16 protein-coding genes are annotated in these 20,396 nt (G+C 72.4%); 12 read left to right on the top strand and 4 right to left on the bottom strand.

Annotation, left to right across the window (positions count from 1 at the left end; all coding sequences use genetic code 11):
- The first annotated feature begins 171 nt into the window (after positions 1-171).
- Both ACZ7HQ_RS19545 and thpR read left to right on the top strand, forming a co-directional pair.
- Entirely contained in the window at positions 172-1,518 is a 1,347-nt protein-coding gene (locus tag ACZ7HQ_RS19545) for an MFS transporter (RefSeq protein WP_470991093.1), read from the top strand.
- A 36-nt stretch (positions 1,519-1,554) separates the two neighbouring features.
- Entirely contained in the window at positions 1,555-2,127 is a 573-nt protein-coding gene (thpR, locus tag ACZ7HQ_RS19550) for an RNA 2',3'-cyclic phosphodiesterase (RefSeq protein WP_470991095.1), read from the top strand.
- A 175-nt stretch (positions 2,128-2,302) separates the two neighbouring features.
- On the opposite strand, the gene ACZ7HQ_RS19555 is transcribed toward thpR, so the two are convergent.
- From ACZ7HQ_RS19555 to ACZ7HQ_RS19565, 3 genes are all read right to left on the bottom strand, one after another.
- On the bottom strand, positions 2,303-3,307 hold the full coding sequence (locus ACZ7HQ_RS19555) for an aldo/keto reductase (RefSeq protein WP_470991097.1): 1,005 nt from the start codon (positions 3,305-3,307) through the stop codon (positions 2,303-2,305).
- Positions 3,308-3,358: 51 nt separating this feature from the next.
- A complete protein-coding gene (locus ACZ7HQ_RS19560; protein WP_470991099.1) occupies positions 3,359-3,943 on the bottom strand; it encodes a Uma2 family endonuclease in 585 nt (194 codons plus the stop codon).
- 88 nt (positions 3,944-4,031) lie between these two features.
- Entirely contained in the window at positions 4,032-4,715 is a 684-nt protein-coding gene (locus ACZ7HQ_RS19565) for a GDSL-type esterase/lipase family protein (protein ID WP_470991101.1), read from the bottom strand.
- A gap of 111 nt (positions 4,716-4,826) precedes the next feature.
- Between ACZ7HQ_RS19565 and ACZ7HQ_RS19570 the strand changes: the two genes are divergently transcribed.
- Positions 4,827-5,792 carry a TolB-like translocation protein gene (locus ACZ7HQ_RS19570; RefSeq protein ID WP_470991103.1) on the top strand — a complete coding sequence of 322 codons (966 nt, stop codon included), beginning with the start codon at positions 4,827-4,829 and terminating at the stop codon, positions 5,790-5,792.
- Between the two features lie 83 nt (positions 5,793-5,875).
- Here ACZ7HQ_RS19570 and serC read toward each other — a convergent pair whose 3' ends face one another.
- Positions 5,876-6,994: a phosphoserine transaminase gene (serC, locus tag ACZ7HQ_RS19575; protein WP_470991105.1), complete on the bottom strand. Its 1,119-nt coding sequence runs from the start codon at positions 6,992-6,994 to the stop codon at positions 5,876-5,878.
- 157 nt (positions 6,995-7,151) lie between these two features.
- Between serC and ACZ7HQ_RS19580 the strand changes: the two genes are divergently transcribed.
- From ACZ7HQ_RS19580 to ACZ7HQ_RS19620, 9 genes are all read left to right on the top strand, one after another.
- Positions 7,152-10,058, top strand: a complete 2,907-nt coding sequence (locus tag ACZ7HQ_RS19580; protein WP_470991107.1) for an FAD-binding and (Fe-S)-binding domain-containing protein — start codon at positions 7,152-7,154, stop codon at positions 10,056-10,058.
- Entirely contained in the window at positions 10,055-10,225 is a 171-nt protein-coding gene (locus ACZ7HQ_RS19585; RefSeq protein WP_470991109.1) for a hypothetical protein, read from the top strand. The genes ACZ7HQ_RS19580 and ACZ7HQ_RS19585 overlap by 4 nt, the downstream gene beginning before the upstream one ends.
- Before the next feature lie 134 nt (positions 10,226-10,359).
- Entirely contained in the window at positions 10,360-11,292 is a 933-nt protein-coding gene (locus ACZ7HQ_RS19590) for an EamA family transporter (RefSeq protein WP_470991111.1), read from the top strand.
- Between the two features lie 171 nt (positions 11,293-11,463).
- Positions 11,464-13,176, top strand: coding sequence for an NAD-dependent malic enzyme (locus ACZ7HQ_RS19595; protein WP_470991113.1), 1,713 nt, complete (start codon positions 11,464-11,466; stop codon positions 13,174-13,176).
- Between the two features lie 89 nt (positions 13,177-13,265).
- Positions 13,266-14,060 (top strand): TIGR03084 family metal-binding protein, encoded by a 795-nt coding sequence (locus tag ACZ7HQ_RS19600; protein WP_470991115.1) that lies wholly within the window; start codon positions 13,266-13,268, stop codon positions 14,058-14,060.
- Positions 14,057-15,733 (top strand): acyclic terpene utilization AtuA family protein, encoded by a 1,677-nt coding sequence (locus ACZ7HQ_RS19605; RefSeq protein WP_470991117.1) that lies wholly within the window; start codon positions 14,057-14,059, stop codon positions 15,731-15,733. Before ACZ7HQ_RS19600 ends, ACZ7HQ_RS19605 begins: the two co-directional genes overlap by 4 nt.
- Positions 15,730-17,328: an acyl-CoA carboxylase subunit beta gene (locus ACZ7HQ_RS19610; RefSeq protein ID WP_470991119.1), complete on the top strand. Its 1,599-nt coding sequence runs from the start codon at positions 15,730-15,732 to the stop codon at positions 17,326-17,328. The genes ACZ7HQ_RS19605 and ACZ7HQ_RS19610 overlap by 4 nt, the downstream gene beginning before the upstream one ends.
- A gap of 8 nt (positions 17,329-17,336) precedes the next feature.
- Positions 17,337-19,190 (top strand): acetyl/propionyl/methylcrotonyl-CoA carboxylase subunit alpha, encoded by a 1,854-nt coding sequence (locus tag ACZ7HQ_RS19615; protein WP_470991121.1) that lies wholly within the window; start codon positions 17,337-17,339, stop codon positions 19,188-19,190.
- A 7-nt stretch (positions 19,191-19,197) separates the two neighbouring features.
- Entirely contained in the window at positions 19,198-20,388 is a 1,191-nt protein-coding gene (locus ACZ7HQ_RS19620) for an acyl-CoA dehydrogenase family protein (protein ID WP_470991123.1), read from the top strand.
- The last annotated feature ends 8 nt before the right edge of the window (positions 20,389-20,396 follow it).

Genomic DNA, 20,396 nt, shown 5'->3' on the forward strand with positions numbered 1-20,396 from the left:
GGGAAGCCTCTCGCCCCTGGGCGCCTCTTTTTGGGGGGTTGGGCTGTGGGGTCGCTGGTTTACGGGGGTCCGAGGGGGCGGAGGGGGGGGGGGGGGGGGCCCCCCCCCCCCCCCCCCACCGGCTGGGAGCGCCCGTAGGCGAACGACCAGAAAGAGAGGAGGCGAACTCGTTTGAGTACGGGATCCGGAACACCTTCCGCCCCCGCTCCGACCGCCACTACTACCCCCACAGCCCGCAAGGGCTCGATGTTCAGCTCGCTGAGGATCCGGAACTACCGCCTCTTCTTCATCGGCCAGGTCGTCTCCAACACCGGCACCTGGATGCAGCGCATCGCCCAGGACTGGCTCGTCCTCGGTCTCACCGGCTCCTCCGCGGCCGTGGGTATCACGACGGCCCTGCAGTTCCTGCCGATGCTCCTGTTCGGCCTCTACGGCGGTGTCCTGGTCGACCGGCTCCCCAAGCGCCCCACGCTGCTGGTCACCCAGGCCGCGATGGCCGTGACGGGCCTGGCGCTCGCCTTCCTCACCCTCTCCGGTCACGTCCAGGTCTGGCACGTCTACGTCGCCGCCTTCGCCGTCGGCCTCGCCACGGTCATCGACAACCCGGCCCGCCAGTCCTTCGTCTCCGAGATGGTGGGCCCCGCGCAGTTGCAGAACGCCGTCAGCCTGAACTCGGCGAACTTCCAGTCCGCCCGGCTGGTCGGCCCGGCCGTCGCCGGCCTCATGATCACCGGCGTGGGCACCGGCTGGGCGTTCCTCGCCAACGGCCTGTCCTTCGCCGCGCCCATCACCGGCCTGCTGCTGATGCGCGCCCGTGAGCTGCACGTGGTCGAGCGCGCGCCGCGGGGCAAGGGCCAGCTGCGCGAGGGCCTGCGGTACGTGGCCGGGCGCCCGGAGCTGATCTGGCCGATCGTCCTGGTCGGCTTCATCGGCACCTTCGGCTTCAACTTCCCGGTGTGGCTCTCGGCCTACGCGAACGGCGTCTTCCACTCCGGCGCCGGCTCCTACAGCCTCTTCAACACGCTGATGGCCGTCGGCTCCCTGGTCGGCGCCCTGCTGGCCGCCCGGCGCGGCACGGCCCGGCTGCGCATCCTGATCGCCGCCGCGCTGGCCTTCGGCACGCTGGAGACCGTGGCCGCGCTGGCCCCGTCGTACTGGCTGTTCGCGCTGCTCATGGTCCCGATCGGGGCCTTCGGACTGACGGTCAACGTCACCGCGAACACCGCGGTCCAGATGGCCACCGACCCGGCCATGCGCGGCCGGGTGATGGCCCTGTTCATGATGGTGTTCATGGGCGGCACGCCACTGGGCGCGCCGGTCGTCGGCTGGATCACCGACACCTACGGCGCCCGGGTCGGCTTCGCCCTGGGCGGTGTCATCTCCGCCGCCGCGGCCGGGGTGATCGGCCTGGCCCTGGCCCGCATCGGCGGACTGCGGCTGACGGTGGGCTGGCACCACGGCCATCCGCGGGTCCGCTTCGTGGCGAGGGAGCGGGAGGAGCTGGCCACGGCGGCCTAGGGCCTCATGACGGCCGGTGTCTGCGAAGGTGAGGGCATGAGACTCTTCGCCGCCGTCCTCCCACCGGAGCGCGTCGTCCATGAACTCGCCGCCGAGATCGCCATGTTGAAGAGCCTGCCCGGCGCGGAGCGGCTGCGCTGGACCAACCGCCCGGGCTGGCACTTCACCCTCGCCTTCTACGGCGAGGTCGCCGACGACCTCGTACCGGACCTGTCGGAGCGCCTGGCCCGTGTGGCACGCCGTACGGACCCCTTCGCGCTGGCGCTCTTCGGTGGCGGCCAGTTCGGGCACGGCAAGGCCCTGTGGACCGGAGCCTCGGGCGAGGTGGAGTCGCTGCGGCTGCTGGCCGACCGGGCGGAGGCGGCGGCGCGGAAGGCGGGGGTGCCGATGGGGGAGCACCGGCGGTACAAGGCCCACCTGACGGTGGCGCGGAGCCGGGACTCGGTGGACGTACGGCCGTACGTCGACGCGCTTCGGGGGTTCGCCGGCAGCACCTGGACGGTGAGCGAGCTGGTGCTGGTGCGGAGCAACCTGCCGCGGTCGGGGCTGGCGGGGGAGCAGCCCCGTTACGAGGCGGTTGCCCGCTGGGAGCTCGGCGGGGTTGGTTAGGCTCGGTCGCGTGGACCCGAAAACCCGGAACCGGATCATGGCCGGTGTGCTTGTGCTGATGTTCGTGGTGGTCGCCGTGGCTGCGGCCGTGAGGTAGGGCCCCGCTGGGCCGGGGGCGCCGGTCCGTCGGCTGCGGAGCCGCATGTCGCGTGCGGCCCCGCCGCCTACGGGGCACTCACCAGGCGAAGGCCTCCGGGGACGGTCCCGGGCCCGGGAAGACCTCGTCCAGAGCGGACAGCAGTTCCTCGCCCAGCTCCAGCTCGGACGCCCTGAGCGCCGACTCCAGCTGCCCGGCGGTGCGCGGGCCGACGATCGGACCGGTCACGCCGGGGCGGGTCAGCAGCCAGGCCAGGGCCACCTCTCCGGGCTGCAGGCCGTGCTTGTCGACCAGGTCCTCGTACGCCTGGATCCGGGCGCGGGCGGCGGGGTCCTTGAGGGCGTCGGCGGCCCGGCCGGAGGCGCGGCGACCGCCCTCGACCTCCTTCTTGAGGATGCCGCCGAGCAGACCGCCGTGCAGCGGCGACCAGGGGATGACCCCGAGGCCGTAGTCCCGCGCGGCCGGGATGACCTCCATCTCGGCGCGCCGCTCGGCGAGGTTGTACAGGCACTGCTCGCTGACCAGCCCGGTGGTGCCGCCACGGCGGGCGGCGGTCTCGTTCGCCTGGGCGATCTTGTAGCCGGGGAAGTTGGAGGAGCCGGCGTAGAGGATCTTGCCCTGCCGGACCAGGGTGTCGATGGCCTGCCAGATCTCCTCGAACGGTGTGTTCCGGTCGATGTGGTGGAACTGGTAGAGGTCGATGTGGTCGGTCTGCAACCGCTTCAGGCTGGCGTCCACGGCCCGGCGGATGTTCAGCGCGGACAGCCTGTCGTGGTTGGGCCAGGCGGGCCGGCCGGGCTGGGCGTCGGGGGCCATGTTGCCGTAGACCTTGGTGGCGATGACGACCTTGTCGCGGCGCTCGCCGCCCTTGGCGAACCAGTTGCCGATGATGGTCTCGGTCCGCCCCTTGTTCTCACCCCACCCGTACACGTTCGCGGTGTCGATGAAGTTGATGCCCGCGTCCAGCGCCGCGTCCATGATCGCGTGGCTGTCGGCTTCGTCGGTCTGCGGTCCGAAGTTCATCGTCCCGAGGACGAGCCGGCTGACCTTGAGTCCCGTGCGTCCGAGTTGCGTGTACTTCATGGTTCTCAAGCCAACGGCTTGAAGTGCGCTCGAAGCAAGGGCCCCCGGCGGTCAGTCGCGGGGGAACTCGTCGGTCCTGAGGGTGAGGCCGAGGGGGGTCGTGGTCGTGTCGAGATCCGTTCCGAAGGTGACCGTCAGTTCGCTGACGTACTCGCCGTCCTTCGGCTGGCTGTAGAGGTGGCACTTGCCCTGGTAGGGATCGGCGACGAGGTAGACGGGTACCCCGGCGGTGGCGTAGGCCGTCTTCTTCGGGCCGTAGTCGTTGTGTCCCGTGCCCTTGGAGATGACCTCCGCGACGAACTCGACGTCCTTGCACTGCCACAGGCCGTTGGGTGTCTTCTCGGCACCATCGGTCACGAGCGTGACGTCGGAGCAGAAGCCGTTGAGGTGGCCCGGGTAGTCGATCCGGACGTCCGACTTGACGCGCCTGCGCGGGTACTTGGTGCGCAACTGGTCGTAGATGTTGGCGATGATCTCCCAGTGGGTGTCCCGCTGCGGCGACATGAAGATGGCCCCCTCGACGACGTCGACCTTGTATCCCTCGGGGGTGGTCCGCTCGAGCGACTCGAACAGGTCGTCCAGAGTCAGCTCGCCGCTCTCCTCGGCCATCTCGATCCTGTCTTCAAGGACGGTCATCGTGGCGCTCCTCCCCGGCTGCCCCACGCACAGGTGCAGCCGCGCACTTCAACGATACGCACCGTGACCAGGCGACGCCGGAATCAGGTCAGCCTGTTCCAGCCACGTACGCCTGTCCGATCCCCCATGCCTCCCACATCGCCCCCGCGAAGGCCGCCGCGATCCGGTGTTCCCCGCTCGCGTTGGGATGCGTGCCGTCGTAGGTGTCGGTGTGGATGTCGTACGACTCGGGCGGTGAGGCCAGCAGGATCGGTGAGCGGGGTTCGTCCAGGTCGGCGGCCGTCTTCGCCAGGAGCACGTTGAAGAGGTCCACCTGGGAGGCGAAGGAGGGGTCGGCCTCGGCGCGGACGTTCGGGATGACCGGGAGCAGGACCATGCGGATGCGCGGGTCGGCCTCGCGGGCGCCGGCGACGAACGCGCGCACATTCTCCGCCGTCTGTTCGGCGTTGGTGTAGAAGCCCAGGTCGATCAGGCCGAGGGAGACCAGGAGCACGTCCGCCCGGTGCCGTCGTACCGCCTCGCCGATCAGGGGCGCCATGTGCAGCCAGCCCTCGCCCCAGCCCGCCAGGTGGTGGCGCGGGAAGCCGGGGTCGGCGTACGCGTACGACGTGGGGGCGTCGGCCGACTTGTCGTACAGCTCCTCGCGCGGGCCGACGAAGGTGAACGGGCCGCCGTACGTGTCGCACAGGTGCTGCCACAGACGGTAACGCCATGTGTGCTCGCCGGCGCTTCCGATCGTCATGGAGTCACCTACGGGCATGAACCTGAGCATCCGCTCATGATGGACGATCACGCAGGGCGGTGGAGTGTGAGGCCCACCACGTCCGAGGGGCCTCGCCGGCCGTGCCGGGTGAACCCCCGCAGGCAGTGGCAGGCTTGGGGCATGCGTCGATCGTTCGCCGTTCTCGCCGGGGTGCTGCTCACCGGCGCCTGCGCGCTGCCCGCCTCCGCCGCCGACGGGCCCGGCGACCAGGGGTTCACCCTCAAGGACCCGCGGATCACCGAGTCCAGCGGGCTCGCCGCCTCGCATCTCCACCCCGGCGTCTACTGGACGCACAACGACAGCAGCGACGGGCCGTACATCTACGCCGTCGACAGCCGGACCGGAAGGACCGTCGCCCGCGTCACCCTGCGCGGCATCGGCACCCCGCGCGACGTCGAGGCCATCTCCATCGGACCGCACAACGAGATCTACCTGGGCGACATCGGCGACAACCTCGGCGGCAAGTGGCCGTACGTGTGGATCTACCGGCTGCCCGAGCCGAAGGAGCTGAAGGACCAGACGGTCACCGCCACCCAGTACGTCGTGAAGTACGCGAACGGGCCGCGGGACGCCGAGTCGCTGGTCGTCCACCCGAAGACCGGCCGGGTCTACGTCATCGACAAGAAGGAGGACGGCGGGCACCTGTACGAGGGCCCGGCCACCCTCTCCACCTCCCGCGCGAACGTCTTCCGGCCCGTCGCCCCGGTCGACCTGTGGGCCACGGACGCGGCCTTCTCACCGGACGGGAGACAGCTCGCCGTGCGCGGGTACCTCGGCGGGATCTACTACGACTGGAACGGCGGGAACATCAAGCGGAAGGGGCAACTGGACGTGCCCCTGCAGGGGCAGGGGGAGGGCGTCTCGTACTCCGCTGACGGGACCCGGCTGCTGTACAGCAGCGAGGGCGCCGGCAGTGCGGTGGTGGCGAAGGACGCGCCCGGCGATCCGGCCGCCAAGTCCCCGTCGGCGAGCGCCGGTTCGGGTTCCGTGGGCAGCGGGAGCGGGAGCCTGAAGGTCGGTGCCGCCGTCGTCGCGGTCGGCCTGGCCGCCCTGTTCGGGCTGCGGCGGCTGCGGCGCGGGAGCTGAGCCACGCGAAGGGACGGTGAGTGGGCCACGGGAAAGGGCGCCCGGTGCTCACCGGGCGCCCCTCGTCGTCGTGGCCGGAGCTTCTACAGCTTCTCGATCACGTAGTCCACGCACTTCGTCAGCGCCTCGACGTCAGCCGGGTCGATCGCCGGGAACATGGCGATGCGCAGCTGGTTGCGGCCGAGCTTGCGGTACGGCTCGGTGTCCACGATGCCGTTGGCGCGCAGCACCTTGGCGACCGCGGCCGCGTCGATCTCTTCGGAGAAGTCGATCGTGCCGATGACCTGCGAGCGCTTGGCCGGGTCGGTGACGAACGGGGTGGCGTACTTGGACTCCTCCGCCCAGGAGTACAGGCGGGTCGAGGAGTCCTTGGTGCGGGCCGTGGACCAGGCGAGGCCGCCCTGGCCGTTGAGCCACTTCAGCTGCTCGTTGAGGAGGAACAGCGTGGCGAGTGCCGGGGTGTTGTACGTCTGGTTCTTGCGGGAGTTGTCGATCGCCGTGGGCAGGCTGAAGAACTCCGGGACGTGACGGCCGGTGGCGTGGATCCGCTCGGCGCGCTCGATCGCGGCCGGGGAGAAGACGCCGATCCACAGGCCGCCGTCGGAGGCGAAGGACTTCTGCGGGGCGAAGTAGTAGACGTCGGTCTCGGCGACGTCGACCGGCAGGCCGCCGGCGCCGGAGGTGGCGTCCACCAGGACCAGGGCGCCCTCGTCGGCACCGGACACCCGCTGGATCGGCATGGCGACACCGGTCGAGGTCTCGTTGTGCGTGAAGGCGTACACGTCGACGCCCGCCTCGGCCTGCGCCTCGGGGTGGGTGCCGGGGTCGGCGGAGATGACGGTCGGCTCGGCCAGCCAGGGCGCCAGCTTGGCGGCCTTGGCGAACTTGGAGGAGAACTCGCCGAAGTTCAGGTGCTGCGACTTGTTCTCGATCAGACCGTGGGTGGCGATGTCCCAGAAGGCGGTGGAGCCGCCGTTGCCGAGGATCACCTCGTAGCCCTCGGGGAGCGAGAACAGGGAGCCGATGCCTTCGCGGACCTGGCCCACCAGGTTCTTGACGGGGGCCTGGCGGTGGGAGGTGCCGAGCAGGGAGCTGCCGGTGGCGGCGAGCGCCTCGAGTGCCTCGGTACGCACCTTGGAGGGGCCCGCGCCGAAGCGTCCGTCGGCGGGCTTGATGTCAGCGGGAATCTGGATGTCGGCCACGAGTCGGAGGGTATCCCGCGGGGCGAAACCGGGCGTAACCGTGTCCGTCGGATGAGACAAGACCGTCGAGGCGTGGACTTGTGAAGTAGTACGACGATATGCGCGGGCCTGTGGAAAACTCGCGGTGACTGTCCGTGAGCGGATGCATCCTGGACGCATGACGGATCACTCGGGTCTCCAGGCGGAGCTGCGCGGTGTCGTCCGGGGCGAGGTCGGTTTCGACGTCACCTCCCGGGCGCTGGTCACCATGGACGCGTCCAACTACCGGCGGGTCCCGCTGGGTGTCGTGGCGCCCAGGGACGCCGACGACGTGGCCGCCGTGCTGGAGGTCTGCCGGGCGCGCGGGGTGCCGGTGGTGGCGCGCGGCGGGGGCACGTCGATCGCGGGGCAGGCGACCGGTGCGGGCGTGGTGCTCGACTTCACGCGGCACATGAACGGCCTGCTGGAGCTGGACCCCGGCACCCGTACGGCCGTCGTCCAACCGGGTCTCGTCCTCGACCGGCTCCAGGAGGCCGCCGCCCCGCACGGCTTGCGCTTCGGCCCGGACCCCTCCACGCACAGCCGGTGCACGCTCGGCGGGATGATCGGCAACAACTCCTGCGGCTCGCACTCGGTGGCCTGGGGGACGACCGCGGACAGCGCGCGGGAGCTGTCCGTCATCACCGCGCGGGGAGACCGGCTGCGGCTCGGGCCGGGCTGGTCGGGCGCCCCGGAGGGGCTGCGCGAGCTGGTGGAGGGCGACCTGGCCCGGCTGCGCACCGGCTTCCCGGACCTGCCGCGCCGCATCTCCGGCTATGCGCTGGACGCGCTGCTGCCCGAGAAGGGAGCCGATGTCGCCCGCTCCTTCTGCGGATCCGAGGGCACGCTCGGCATCCTCACCGAAGCGGTCGTGCGGCTGGTGGAGGCTCCCCGCGCCCGCGCCCTGGCGGTCCTCGGGTACGGCGACGAGAGCGCCGCCGCCGAGGCCGCGGCCGGTCTGCTGGCGCACCGGCCGCTGACGCTGGAGGGCATGGCGGCCGACCTGGTGCGTTCCTCGGCCGGTCTGCCCGAGGGGGGTGCCTGGCTGTTCGTGGAGACCGGCGGGGACGCGCCGGCCGAGGCCCGCGCGCAGGCCGAGGCGATCGTCCGCGCGGCCGACGTGGCCGGCTCCCTCGTGGTGACGGACCCGGCCGCCCAGCGTGCCCTGTGGCGCATCCGCGAGGACGCGAGCGGAACGGCCACGCGGATGCCGGACGGCAGTGAGGCCTGGCCGGGCTGGGAGGACTGCGCGGTGCCGCCCGCCCGGCTCGGCGCCTATCTGCGGGACTTCCGCGCCCTGCTCACCGCCCACGGCCTGCGCGGCACGCCGTACGGCCACTTCGGCGACGGCTGCATCCACGTCCGCATCGACTTCGACCTGCTCACCGAGGCCGGCATCGGCCGCTTCCGCCGCTTCTCCGAGGAACTGGCCGACGTGGTGGTGGAGCACGGCGGCTCGCTGTCCGGGGAGCACGGCGACGGACAGGCCCGCGCGGAACTGCTGCCGCGCATGTACGGCGCCGAGACCGTCCGGCTCTTCGAGCGGGCCAAGGCCGTCTGGGACCCCGACGACCTGCTCAACCCCGGCATGCTGGTCCGCCCCGCCCCGCTCGACACCAACCTCCGCTTCTCCGTGCTGCCCCGGGAACCCGTCGACGTGGCCTTCGGCTATCCGGCCGACGACGGCGACTTCCGCGCGGCCGTCCGCCGCTGCGTCGGCGTCGCCAAGTGCCGTACGACCACGGCGGCCGGCCCCGCCGTGATGTGCCCCTCCTTCCGGGCGACCGGCGAGGAGGAGCACTCCACGCGCGGCCGGGCCCGGCTGCTGCACGAGATGCTCGCGGGCGGACTGGTCCGCGACGGCTGGCGGTCCACGGAGGTCCGCGACGCCCTGGACCTGTGCCTGTCCTGCAAGGGCTGCCGCTCCGACTGCCCGGTCGGCGTCGACATGGCCACCTACAAGGCGGAGTTCCTCCACCACCACTACGCCGGCCGCCGCCGGCCCGCCGCCCACCTCAGCATGGGCCGGCTGCCGCAGTGGCTGCGCTGGGTCGCCCGCACCCGCACGGCGCCCTTGCTCAACGCCCTCGCCGGAGTGGGACCGTTGGCCGATGCCGGCAAGAAGCTGGCCGGGATCGCCACCGAGCGGCGGATTCCCCGGCTGGCGACACGGACGTTCACCGCCTGGTGGCGGGGCAGGAAACCCGTGGACGCCGGCACCGGCGAACTGGTCGTGCTGTGGCCGGACACCTTCACCGAGCACCTGTCCCCGTCCGTCGGCCGGGCCGCTGTCCGGGTACTGGAGGCCGCCGGGCTGCGCGTGGCCCTGCCGCCGGCGCTGCTGGTGCGCGGGGGAGCGATCGGCGACGGCCGGACCAGCTCGGCCACCGCGCTGCTCACCGCCCGCCGGGCCCGGGTCTGCTGCGGCCTGACCTACCTCTCCACCGGCCAACTCGACCGCGCCCGCACGGTATTGCGACGCACGCTGGATCTGATGGAGCCGGTGCTGCGGACCGGCGCGCCGGTCGTCGTCCTGGAACCGAGCTGTGCGGCAGCCCTCCGCACCGACCTGCCCGAGCTGCTGCACGACGACCCACGGGCCGCCCGGCTGGCCTCGGCGGTCCTCACCTTCGCCGAGGCCCTGGAGCGGCACGCCCCGCACTGGACCCCGCCGGCCGTGGACCGCCCGGTCGCCGGCCAGACCCATTGCCACCAGCACGCGGTGCTCGGCGACGCCCCCGACCGCAGACTGCGCGAGGCTGCGGGCCTCACCGGCGAGCTGAGCGGCGGCTGCTGCGGCCTCGCGGGCAACTTCGGCTTCGAGAAAGGCCACGTCGAGGTGTCGCGGGCCTGCGCGGAGGAACAGCTCCTGCCCTCGGTCCACGCCGCACCCGAGCAGGCGGTGATCCTGGCCGACGGCTTCTCCTGCCGCACCCAACTCGAGCAGCTGGCCGGGGTACGGGGCCGGCATCTCGCGGAGGTGCTGGCACAGGCGCTGGACGAGCCCGCGTCCCCACGGACACCCGGAACGGAGAGCGCGACGTGACCGGTTCGGATATCACGTGGGGCAGCGTCGGTGTGCCGGCCCCGCGGCCGCCCCGGCGCGCGTACGGGTACGGGTACGGGTACGCGTCGTCCTGCGGGACCGTGCCGTCCCACCTCCACGACGGCCGCCCTCCCTACCGCGACGAGGAGGCCTGGCCGGGCATCTGAGGCGGGCGCCACGGGGTGTCCGGTGTCAGCATGTGGGACAGCCCCATAAAGGGTTCACGCTCCTGTCTGGGTCCATTACCCTGGACCTGGTAGTACATCGCGATGAACGAACCGATCGAGCCTCAGGACCGCCCGTGACCGCCACCTCCAGCACCGCCACGCACACCCCGGTCACCCCTGCCCGAGGACCGCGCCGCTTCGGCTCCCTCGGTCCGGTCGGGCTGGTCCTGTCCGGCGGCATCTCGGTCCAGTTCGGCGGTGCCCTCGCGGTGACGCTGATGCCCCGGGCCGGCGCGCCCGGCGTCGTCATCCTGCGCCTCCTCGCGGCGGCCGCCGTCCTCCTCCTGGTCTGCCGGCCCCGGCTGCGCGGCCACTCCCGCGCCGACTGGGGCACGGTGATCGCGTTCGGCATCGCCATGGGCGCGATGAACGGCCTCTTCTACGAGGCGGTCGACCGCATCCCGCTGGGCCCGGCGGTCACCCTGGAGGTCCTCGGCCCCCTGGCGCTGTCCGTCCTGACCTCCCGCCGCGCGATCAACGCCGTGTGGGCGGGCCTGGCCCTGCTCGGTGTCTTCCTCCTGGGCGGCGGAGGCTTCGGCGACCTCGACCCCACGGGTGTCGGATTCGCCCTGGGCGCCGGCGCCATGTGGGCGGTCTACATCCTCTTCAGCGCCCGTACGGGCCGCCGCTTTCCCCAGGCGGACGGCCTGGCCCTGGCCATGGCGGTGGCGGCCCTGCTCTTCCTCCCCATCGGCATCGCCTCGGCCGGCACCCGCCTGCTGAACCCCACGACCCTCGCCCTGGGCTCGGCGGTCGCCCTGCTCTCCTCGGTCCTGCCCTACACCCTCGAACTCCTCGCCCTGCGCCGCCTGCCCGCCTCCACCTTCGCCATCCTGATGAGCCTCGAACCGGCGATCGCGGCAACGGCCGGCTTCCTCATCCTCGGCCAGTCCCTGTCCCTGGCGGAGGCCGGCGCCATCGCCCTGGTCATCGCGGCGAGCATCGGCGCGGTCCGCACCCAGGTGGGCCGAGGCGGCCCCCACCCGGAGCCGGCTCCGGAGGCCTGACGCCGGGCTTGTCACGACGTCGCCGTACGCCCGCGCGACCCGCACCACCCGCACCACCTGCTCCGCCCGGTCACCCGGTGAGCCGAGCGGCCCTTGGCCCTCTGCCTGCGGATGCCGCTCCCGTCCGCCAGACTTCTGAGGGGGCTCTGGCCGGCGGGAAAGGCGGACCTCATGACCGACGCGCGCGACAGCACGGCAAGCCCACTGAAGATCACCGCCCGCGGCCGTGCCGTCCTGGCCGACCCCCGTATCAATCGCGGTACGGCGTTCACGGAGGCCGAGCGGCGGGCGCTGGATCTCGTCGGGCTGGTTCCACCGCACGTGCTCACGCAGGACGAGCAGGTCGAGCGCGCCTACGCCCAGTACCGGGAACAGCCCAGCGACCTGGCGAAGAACGTCAATCTGACCGCCCTGCACGACCGCAACGAGACCTTGTTCTACCGGCTCGTCGGCGACCACCTCGAAGAGATGCTGCCCATCGTCTACACCCCGACCGTGGGCACGGCCATCCGCCGCTACAGCAACGAGTACCGCCGCCCGCGCGGGGTCTACCTCTCCGTGGACGCCCCCGACGACATCGAGCGTTCCCTGCGCGCGAGCGGCCGTGGCCGTGACGACGTCGACCTGATCGTGGCGACCGACGGCGAGGGCATTCTCGGCATCGGCGACTGGGGCGTCGGCGGTATCGACATCGCCGTCGGCAAGCTCGCCGTCTACACGGCCGCCGCCGGGATCGACCCGCGCCGCACCCTGCCGGTCATGCTCGACGTGGGCACCAACCGCCAGGAACTCCTCGACAACCCCCTCTACCTCGGCAACCGCCACCCCCGCGCCGACCGCGCCGCCTACGACGCCTTCATCGACGCCTACGTCAGCACCGCGTCCAGGCTCTTCCCGAACGCCCTGCTGCACTGGGAGGACTTCGGCACCGCCAACGCCCGCCGCATCCTCAACCGCTACCGCGACCAGGTGTGCACCTTCAACGACGACATCCAGGGGACGGGTGCCGTCAATCTCGCCGCCGTGCTGTCGGGTGTCCGTGCCGCCGGGGTGCCCCTGCCCGAGCACCGGATCGTCGTCTTCGGCGCGGGCACGGCCGGGATCGGCGTCGCCGACCAGCTCCGGGACGCCCTGGTCGCCGAGGGCATGTCCGAGAGCGAGGCCACCGCGCGCTTCTGGTGTGTCGACCGGTACGGGCTCCTCACCAGCGACCAGGGCGACAAACTGCGCGACTTCCAGGTGGCCTACGCCCGCCCGGCCGAGGAGACCGACGGCTGGCGGCACGACGACAGCCTGCCCGGCATCCCCCTGGACGAGGTCGTCCGGCGGGTCCGTCCGAGCATTCTCATCGGCACCTCGGGGCAGGGCGGCGCCTTCACCGAGGGAATCGTCCGTGAGCTGGCCCGGCACACCCCACGCCCGATCATCCTGCCCATGTCCAACCCCACCGACCTCGCCGAGGCCACCCCCGCCGAGCTGCTCGCCTGGACGGACGGAAAGGCGCTGGTGGCGACGGGCAGCCCGTTCGCGCCCGTCGAGCGGGACGGGACGACGTACGAGATCGGCCAGGCCAACAACGCCCTGGTCTTCCCCGGTCTCGGCCTCGGCGTGATCGTCGCCCGCGCCACCCGGGTCACCGACCGCATGCTCCGCGCGGCGGCGGACGCGGTGGCCCGCCGGACCGGGGACGCGGACGTCGCCCGGCTGAACGCACCGGTCCTGCCGCCCATCCGCGACCTGCGCGGCACCTCGGAGGCGGTCGCCGTGGCCGTGGTCCGGGCGGCCCTGGAGGACGGTGTCGCCCGGTTCCGGCCGGCCGACGTCGGGGCGGCGGTGCGGGCGGCGCGCTGGGAGCCGGTGTATCCGCCGGTGGAAGCGGTCTGAGCAGCCGCCGCGCGAAGGGGACCGAAAGCCGCCCCTAAATTCATGCAAGCATGCTTGATTGTTTCTTGCTCCGCTGCCATGCTCCCCCCATGGCCGACCCGACGCCCGTCATCGACGACCTGCGTGCCGAGAGCGACGAACTGGACCGACTCGTCGCCGAGTTGACGCCGGAGCGGTGGACGCTCGCCACCCCCGCTCCCGGCTGGACCATCGCCCACCAGATCGCCCACCTGCACTGGACGGACCGGTCGGCCGTGCTCGCCGTCACCGACCCGGACGCCTTCGGCACGCTGGTCGAGAAGGCCCTCGCGGCACCGGACTCGTTCGTGGACCAGAGCGCGGAGGAAGGTGCCCGGCTCCCGCCCGCCGAGCTGCTGGCGCAGTGGCGGGCCGGACGTGAGGCGCTCGACCGGGCGCTGCGTGCCGCCCCACCTGGCGCCCGCTTCCCCTGGTACGGCCCGCCCATGGCGTCCGCCTCGATGGCCACCGCCCGCCTTATGGAGACCTGGGCCCATGGGCTGGATGTCGCCGCCCCGTTGGGTGTGGTCCGCCCACCCACCGATCGGCTCAGGCATGTGGTCCGGCTCGGGGTGCGGACGCGTGACTTCGCCTACACCGTGCACGGGCTCACCCCTCCCGCCGAGGAGTTCCGTGTCGAACTCACCGCTCCGGCGGGGCAGATGTGGGCGTACGGCCCCGAGAGCGCCGCGCAACGCGTCACCGGCCCCGCCCTCGACTTCTGCCTCCTCGTCACCCGGCGCGCCCACCGTGCCGACCTCGCACTGACCGCCGTCGGCCCGGACGCCGGCCGCTGGCTGGACATCGCGCAGGCCTTCGCGGGGCCGCCCGGCCCCGGCCGCCCGCCGAAGGGGGCCCCGGCATGACGGTGCTGCGCATCGGCAACTTCTCCGGCTTCTACGGCGATCGCGCGGACGCGCTGCGCGAGATGCTCACCGGCGGCGAGGTGGACGTCCTCACCGGCGACTACCTCGCCGAACTCACCATGCTGATCCTCGCCCGCGACCGGCTGAAGGACCCCTCGGCCGGATACGCCCGCACCTTCCTGAGGCAACTGGAGGACTGCCTCGGCCTCGCCCACGAACGCGGGGTGAAGATCGTCACCAACGCGGGCGGCCTCAACCCGGCCGGACTCGCCGCCGCCGTACGGGAGATGGCGGGCCGGCTCGGCATCCCGGCCGGCGTCGCGCACGTCGAGGGCGACGACCTCACCGCCCGGCACCCCGGCGCCCTCGCCGCCCACGCCTACCTCGGCGGCTTCGGCATCGCCGCGTGTCTGCGCGCCGGGGCGGACATCGTCGTCACGGGCCGGGTGACCGACGCGGCCCTCGTCACCGGGCCCGCCGCCGCCCACTTCGGCTGGCGGCCCGAGGAGTACGACCGGCTCGCGGGCGCCGTGGTCGCCGGGCACGTGCTGGAGTGCGGCACGCAGGCCACCGGCGGCAACTACGCGTTCTTCCGGGAGGGCGACGTGCGCCGCCCCGGCTTCCCGCTCGCCGAGATCCACGCGGACGGCAGCAGTGTCATCACCAAGCACCCCGGCACCGGCGGCCTCGTCGACATCGGCACGGTCACCGCCCAGCTGCTGTACGAGACCGGCGGCGGCCGGTACGCCGGGCCCGACGTCACCGCCCGGCTGGACACGGTACGGCTGAGCCAGGACGGGCCGGACCGGGTGCGGATCGAGGGCGTGCGCGGGGAGGCGCCGCCACCCATGCTGAAGGTCGGGCTCAACCGGCTCGGCGGCTTCCGCAACGAGGTCGTCTTCGTGCTCACCGGGCTCGACATCGAGGCCAAGGCGGACCTGGTGCGCGAGCAGCTCACCGACGCGTTCGCCAAAGCCCCTCCCGCCGAGGTCAGCTGGGAGCTCGTCCGCGGCGACCGGGCGGACGCCGGCACCGAGGAGACCGCGAGCGCCCTGCTGCGGCTCGTCGTACGGGACACGGACGAACGGCTCGTCGGGCGGGCCCTGGGCGGGGCAGCCGTGGAGCTGGCGCTGGCCAGCTACCCGGGCTTCCATGTGCTGTCCCCACCCGGAAAGGGCGCCCCTTATGGGGTCTTCGAGGATGTGTACGTCCCCCATGGTGCCGTGGACCATATGGCTGTCCTCCACGACGGCCGCCGTATCCCTGTGCCGCCGCCCCAGGAGACACGGGCCCTGGACGACGTACCGCCCCCCTCCCTGCCCGAGCCCCTGCCGGCCGGCCCGACCCGCCGTGCGCCGCTCGGGCTGGTCGCCGGCGCCCGCAGCGGGGACAAGGGCGGGAACGCCAACGCCGGGGTCTGGGCCCGTACCGAGGACGCCTGGCGATGGCTCGTCCACGAGCTGACCACCGACCGATTCCGGCAGCTGATCCCCGAGAGCCGGGACCTGCCCGTCACCCGGCACGTGCTGCCGAACCTCCGCGCGGTCAACTTCGTCGTCGAGGGCATCCTCGGCGCGGGCGTCGCCGCCCGGCACCGCTTCGACCCGCAGGCCAAGGCGCTCGGCGAATGGCTGCGCTCCCGCCACCTGGACATCCCGGAGACCCTGCTGTGACCACCCTGACCTCGGCCCTGGATCCGGGCGGCCCCGACTACCGCGCCCACCGCGAGGCCATGCTCGCCAAGCTCGCCGAGCTGGACGCCGAACACGCCAAGGCGCTCGCGGGCGGCGGTGAGAAGTACGTCGGGCGGCACCGCGGGCGCGGCAAGTTGCTCGCCAGGGAGCGGATCGAGCTGCTGCTCGACCCGGACACGCCCTTCCTGGAGCTGTCCCCGCTGGCCGCCTGGGGGAGCGACCACGCCGTCGGCGCCTCGCTCGTCACCGGCATCGGCGTGGTCGAGGGCGTGGAGTGCCTGATCACCGCCAACGACCCGACCGTGCGCGGCGGCGCCAGCAACCCGTGGAGCCTGAAGAAGGCCCTGCGCGCCAACGACATCGCCCTCGCCAACCGGCTGCCCTGCATCAGCCTGGTGGAGTCCGGGGGTGCCGACCTGCCCTCCCAGAAGGAGATCTTCATCCCCGGGGGCGCCGTCTTCCGGGACCTGACACGGCTGTCGGCGGCCGGGATCCCGACGATCGCGGTCGTCTTCGGCAACTCCACCGCGGGCGGTGCCTACGTCCCCGGCATGTCCGACCACGTGATCATGGTCAAGGAGCGGGCGAAGGTCTTCCTCGGCGGTCCGCCGCTGGTGAAGATGGCCACCGGCGAGGAGAGCGACGACGAGTCCCTGGGCGGCGCCGAGATGCACGCGCGCGTGTCCGGCCTCGCCGACTACTTCGCCGTCGACGAGCCGGACGCACTGCGGCAGGCCCGCCGTGTGGTCGCCCGCCTCAACCACCGCAAGGCGCACCCGGATCCCGGCCCCGCCGAGCCGCCCGTGTACGACCCGGAGGAGCTGCTGGGCATCGTCCCCGGCGACCTGAGGACCCCCTTCGATCCGCGCGAGGTGATCGCCCGGATCGTGGACGCCTCCGACTTCGACGAGTTCAAGCCGCTGTACGGGACCAGTCTGGTCACCGGCTGGGCCGCCCTGCACGGCTATCCGGTCGGCATCCTGGCCAACGCCCAGGGCGTGCTCTTCAGCGCGGAGTCGCAGAAGGCCGCCCAGTTCATCCAGCTCGCCAACCAGCGCGACATCCCGCTGCTCTTCCTGCACAACACCACCGGCTACATGGTCGGCAGGGAGTACGAGCAGGGCGGGATCATCAAGCACGGCGCGATGATGATCAACGCCGTCTCCAACTCGAAGGTCCCGCATCTCTCGGTGCTCATGGGCGCGTCGTACGGCGCCGGGCACTACGGCATGTGCGGGCGCGCCTACGACCCCCGCTTCCTGTTCGCCTGGCCCAGCGCCAAGTCCGCGGTGATGGGCCCGCAGCAGCTCGCCGGCGTGCTGTCGATCGTCGCCCGCCAGTCGGCCGAGGCGAAGGGACAGCCGTACGACGAGGACGCGGACGCCGCCCTGCGCGCCATGGTGGAGCAGCAGATCGAGTCCGAGTCGCTGCCGATGTTCCTGTCCGGGCGGCTGTACGACGACGGCGTCATCGACCCGCGCGACACCCGCACCGTCCTCGGCCTGTGCCTGTCCGCCCTCCACACCGCGCCCTACGAGGGTGCGCGCGGCGGCTTCGGCGTCTTCCGGATGTGAGGGACCACGTGATTTCGACTCTGCTCGTCGCCAACCGGGGCGAGATCGCCTGCCGGATCTTCCGCACCTGCCGTGAGCTGGGGATCCGGACGGTCGCGGTGCACTCGGACGCCGACGAGAACGCGCTCCACGCGCGCGTGGCCGACACGGCCGTACGGCTGCCGGGCGCGGCGCCCGCCGAGACGTACCTGCGCGGCGACCTGATCGTGAGGGCGGCCCTCGCCGCCGGCGCGGACGCCGTGCACCCCGGCTACGGCTTCCTCTCCGAGAACGCCGGTTTCGCGCGCGCCGTCCTCGACGCCGGACTGACCTGGATCGGGCCGCCGCCGGACGCCATCGAGGCGATGGCGTCCAAGACACGGGCGAAGGACCTGATGGGGATCGCGTCCCTCGACGCGGCCGGGATCACCGAGGCCGACCTGCCGGTGCTGGTGAAGGCGGCCGCCGGCGGCGGCGGGCGCGGGATGCGGATCGTGCGCCGGCTGGAGGAGCTGAGCGCCGCACTGGAGGGCGCGCGCGCCGAGGCCGCGAGCGCCTTCGGGAACGGCGAGATCTTCGTGGAGCCGTATCTGGAGCACGGCCGCCACGTCGAGGTGCAGGTGCTCGCCGACACCCACGGCACGATCTGGACGCTCGGCACCCGCGACTGCTCCCTGCAGCGCCGCCACCAGAAGGTCATCGAGGAGGCCCCGGCGCCCGGTCTCTCCGAGGGGCTCACGGAGGAGCTGTACGCGCTGTCCGTACAGGCCGTGTGCGCCGTCGCCTACGAGGGCGCGGGCACCGTCGAGTTCCTGGTCGCCGACGGCCGCGCGCACTTCCTGGAGATGAACACCCGGCTCCAGGTGGAACACCCGGTGACCGAGGAGGTGTTCGGCGTCGACCTGGTCGCCGAGCAGATCCGGATCGCGGAGGGCCACGCCCTCGAAAAGGACCCGCCACGCGCGCGCGGCCACGCGGTCGAGGCCCGCCTGTACGCCGAGGACCCGGCCCGCGGCTGGGCACCGCAGACCGGCACCCTGCACCACCTCGCCGTACCGGCCGGCGTCCGCCTGGACACCGGCTACACCGACGGCGACCCCATCGGCGTCCACTACGATCCGATGCTCGCCGAGGCCGTCGCCCACGCGCCCACCCGCGCGGAGGCGATCCGCCGGCTGGCGGGCGCGCTGGAGCGAGCCGACCTGCACGGCCCGGTCACCAACCGGGACCTGCTCGTACGCTCGCTGCGCCACCGCGACTTCACGAGCGGCCGCGTCGACACCGGCTTCTACGACCGCCACCTCGCCGAACTCACCGAGCCGGCCCCCGACCCGTACGCCCCCCTGGCCGCCGCCCTCGCCGACGCCCACGGCCGCTCCCGCTTCGGCGGCTGGCGCAACGTGCCCTCGCAGCCGCAGGTCAAGCGGTACGCGATGGCGGGCGAGGAACACGAGGTCCGCTACCGGCACACCCGGCGGGGGCTGACGGCGGACGGCGTGCGGGTCGTGCGCGCCGAGAAGGGCCTGGTCGTCCTCGAAGCCGACGGTGTGGAGCGCCGGTTCGAGGTGTCCGCGTACGGCGACGAGGTGTACGTCAACGCCACCCGCCTCACCGCCCTGCCCCGTTTTTCCGACCCCGCCGCCCAGCACGCCCCGGGCTCCCTGCCGGCACCCATGCCGGGCACGGTCGTACGCATCGCGGAGGGCCTGACGGAAGGGGCAACGGTTCAGGCCGGTCAGGGCCTCATATGGCTGGAGGCGATGAAGATGCAGCACCAGATCTCGGCGCCGGTCACCGGGACGCTGACCGCGCTGCACGCCAGGACCGGCCAGCAGGTGGAACCAGGAACGCTGCTCGCCGTGGTGCAGGAAACCTCTTCTTAGGAGCCGCATGTCCCCCGTCATCGAAACCGAAGAGCACACAGCCCTCCGCACGGCGGTGGCCGCCCTCGGCAAACGCTACGGCCGCGACTACCTCGTCCGGACCGTCGCCGCGGGCCGGCCCCCCACCGAACTCTGGGCCGACGCCGGAAAGCTCGGCTACCTCGGCGTCAGCCTGCCGGAGGCCTACGGCGGCGGAGGCGGCGGCATCACGGAACTGGCCATAGTCCTGGAGGAGTTGGGAGCCGCCGGCTGTCCCCTCCTCATGCTCGTCGTGTCCCCGGCCATCTGCGGCACGGTGATCTCCCGCTTCGGCACCGAGGACCAGAAGCGGCGGTGGCTCCCGGGAATCGCCGACGGAACCCGCCTCATGGCCTTCGGTATCACCGAACCCGACGCCGGCTCCAACAGCCACCGCATCACCACCACGGCCCGTCGCGACGGCACCGACTGGCTTCTCACCGGCCGCAAGGTCTTCATCTCCGGTGTCGACATGGCCGACGCCGTCCTGATCGTCGGCCGCACGGAGGACGCCCGCACCGGCCGCCTCAAGCCCTGCCTGTTCATCGTCCCGACGGACGCCGAGGGCTTCCAGAAGCGGCCGATCGACATGGAACTGGCCGCCGCCGAGAAGCAGTTCGAGCTGGTCCTGGACGACGTACGGCTTCCGGCGGACGCGCTCGTCGGTGGGGGCGCCTCCCACGCTTTCGGCAGTGGGGAAGAGGACGCCGGGCTGCTGCAGCTGTTCGCCGGGCTGAACCCCGAGCGCGTCATGACGGCCGCCTTCGCGATCGGCATGGGCCGCCACGCGCTCGCCAAAGCCGTCGAGTACGCCCGCGACCGCACCGTCTGGAAGACGCCCATCGGCGCCCACCAGGCCATCGCCCACCCGTTGGCGCAGGCGCACATCGACCTGGAGCTGGCCCGGCTGATGACGCAGAAGGCGGCCCACCTCTACGACACGGGCGACGACATCGGCGCGGGCGAGGCCGCCAACATGGCCAAGTACGCGGCCGGGGAGGCCTGCGTGAAGGCCGTCGACCAGGCCGTGCACACCCTCGGCGGCAACGGGCTCACCCGGGAATTCGGGCTCGCCTCGTTGATAACGGCAGCGCGCGTGGCTCGTATTGCACCGGTGAGCCGGGAGATGATTCTCAACTACGTCTCCCACCAGACCCTGGGCCTGCCCAAGTCGTACTAGGCGCACCG

Source organism: Streptomyces sp. NPDC037290 (genome assembly GCF_055603245.1).